This window comes from Mycobacterium sp. (genome assembly GCF_049280035.1).
In the GTDB taxonomy this organism is placed as follows: domain Bacteria; phylum Actinomycetota; class Actinomycetes; order Mycobacteriales; family Mycobacteriaceae; genus Mycobacterium.
In genome coordinates, this window is the sequence record NZ_JBAPPI010000231.1 from 1 (window position 1) to 1808 (window position 1808).

Sequence of the window (1808 nt, forward strand, 5' to 3'; positions counted from 1 at the left end):
GTATGTCACAGGAGCGACTGTGAACGTCGACGGCGGTTCGGACTTCATCTGAGGTTGGCGCGGCCTGGCCATCACCTGCTGACTGACGCCGGGCGAGCCCTTCAGCCCATCCTGCTCGCGCTCAAGGAATGGGGCGACCGATACGTCAACCCCAGCGCCGAGCCGGTCATCTTCCAGCACACCTGCGGCGCCGACTTCCACCCACTGACCGTCTGCGCCGCCTGCAACCAACCCTCCGCGACGGCGAGCTCACCGTGACGGGCGTCGAGTAGGTCTGCTCGGGATTGCGGGTGCCGTAGTCGTGGGCGGGGAAATCCACGCCATCTATCCGCACCACCGTTACAGCGCCTACCCACCGGGCAACGCCGACGGTGACCGGATGCTTTTCGGCGCAACGTCCGTTCGATCACCATCTACACGACTGGCCACTCGGACTGTCCACCGGCAGATCCGATCGCCGGCCGAGGCGGACAACACTGGGATGGGTCGTGGACATGCAACGCCGGTGGGTCGGCACCGGCTCATTCTGAGCCCAGGGAAAGGAATCTCTGCGTGACGGACGATCTCGTCGCCACCGCTACCGAGGCGGCCGGCGGTCAAAATCAGCGGAATACGCTGCGCGGCCTAACCATCGACCTTTCGGCGGGCCGGTATGGGCGGTGAAAAGGGTGGCCGCCCGGTGCCGCATGTGACCAGACCCTCAGCCGCCTGCAGTGAAAGGACACAGTGCGATGACTGCGACGGCAGCCGATGACCTCCGCGCGGACACGCTCGGCGTGAACGTCTTCACCGCACCCGCCAAGGCCGTCGTGGGTGAGCGGCCACGACCGTTCGGCGAACCGCTCGGCTGGGATCCGATCACCTCGACGCTGATATACGGCGAGTACGACGCGGTGCTGGTGGACACCTTGACCACCGTCGCCGAAGCCACAGCACTCGCGGATTGGGTTGCCCTGCATCACCGCAACCTCACCACCATCTATGTCACCCACGGACACTTCGACCACTTCTTCGGCCTGAGTGTGTTGCTGAACCGGTTCCCCAGCGCTCGGGCGATAGCGACCCCGAAGTCGGTGCAGCTGATGCACCAGCAGCTGGAATCCGGGCCGTTGGATGGGTTCTTCCGGCGCTGGTGGCCGGGTCAACTGTCCCCGCAGATGACAACGGCCGAACCGTATGAGGATGACACCTTCACCCTGGAGGGCCACGAACTACGCATCATTGAGCAGGGCCGCACCGACACCGTGCACACCACCTCGTTGCACGTTCCCTGCATCGATCTGGTCGTCGGCGGCGACGTGCTCTACAACCAATGCCACATGTTCGTCGGGGGCACCACACTCGAGAGCCGGCGCAATTGGATCGCGGCACTGGACCGGCTGGCGGCGCTACACCCGAAAATCGCTGTCGCCGGCCACAAGAAACCGAGTGCACCCGACTTGCCGTCGGCAATCGAGGACAGCAAGCGCTACCTGCAAGACTTCGACCGCCTGCAGCAGAGCGCCACAACCGACGAAGAACTGTTCAACGAAATGACCAAGCGCTACCCCGGCTGGGAATCCAACCAGTCCTGGTTGATGTTCGATTTCCCCTCATCCCCGAATCCCACGGAGGACTAAATGTTGCGCACCGAAGTTTTAGGAGCCTGGGAGCTGGTGTCCTATACCGCCCAGGACACTCACCGCGGACCGATCACCTACCCGCTGGGTCCTGACGCACTGGGCCTGATCATGTACACCGCTGACGGGTACATGTCCGCACAAATCATGCGCCCCGACCGGCCCGCCTACGACCGCCCCGAAACAGAC

3 protein-coding genes are annotated in these 1808 nt (G+C 64.0%); all 3 read left to right on the forward strand.

Features of this window, described 5'->3' with window-relative positions; translation table 11 throughout:
- Positions 1-258 (forward strand): winged helix-turn-helix transcriptional regulator (locus WAN71_RS07535; protein WP_422224734.1); only part of this gene is annotated, 258 nt, incomplete at its 5' end.
- A gap of 473 nt (positions 259-731) precedes the next feature.
- Positions 732-1619, forward strand: coding sequence for an MBL fold metallo-hydrolase (locus tag WAN71_RS07540; protein WP_422224735.1), 888 nt, complete (start codon positions 732-734; stop codon positions 1617-1619).
- Positions 1620-1808: lipocalin-like domain-containing protein (locus WAN71_RS07545; protein ID WP_422224736.1), on the forward strand; the 189-nt coding region annotated here is incomplete at its 3' end.

Excerpts from the sequence above, each read along its gene's own strand:
- WAN71_RS07540 (WP_422224735.1), top strand. The coding sequence starts at position 732 with ATGACTGCGACGGCAGCCGATGACCTCCGCGCGGACACGCTCGGCGTG.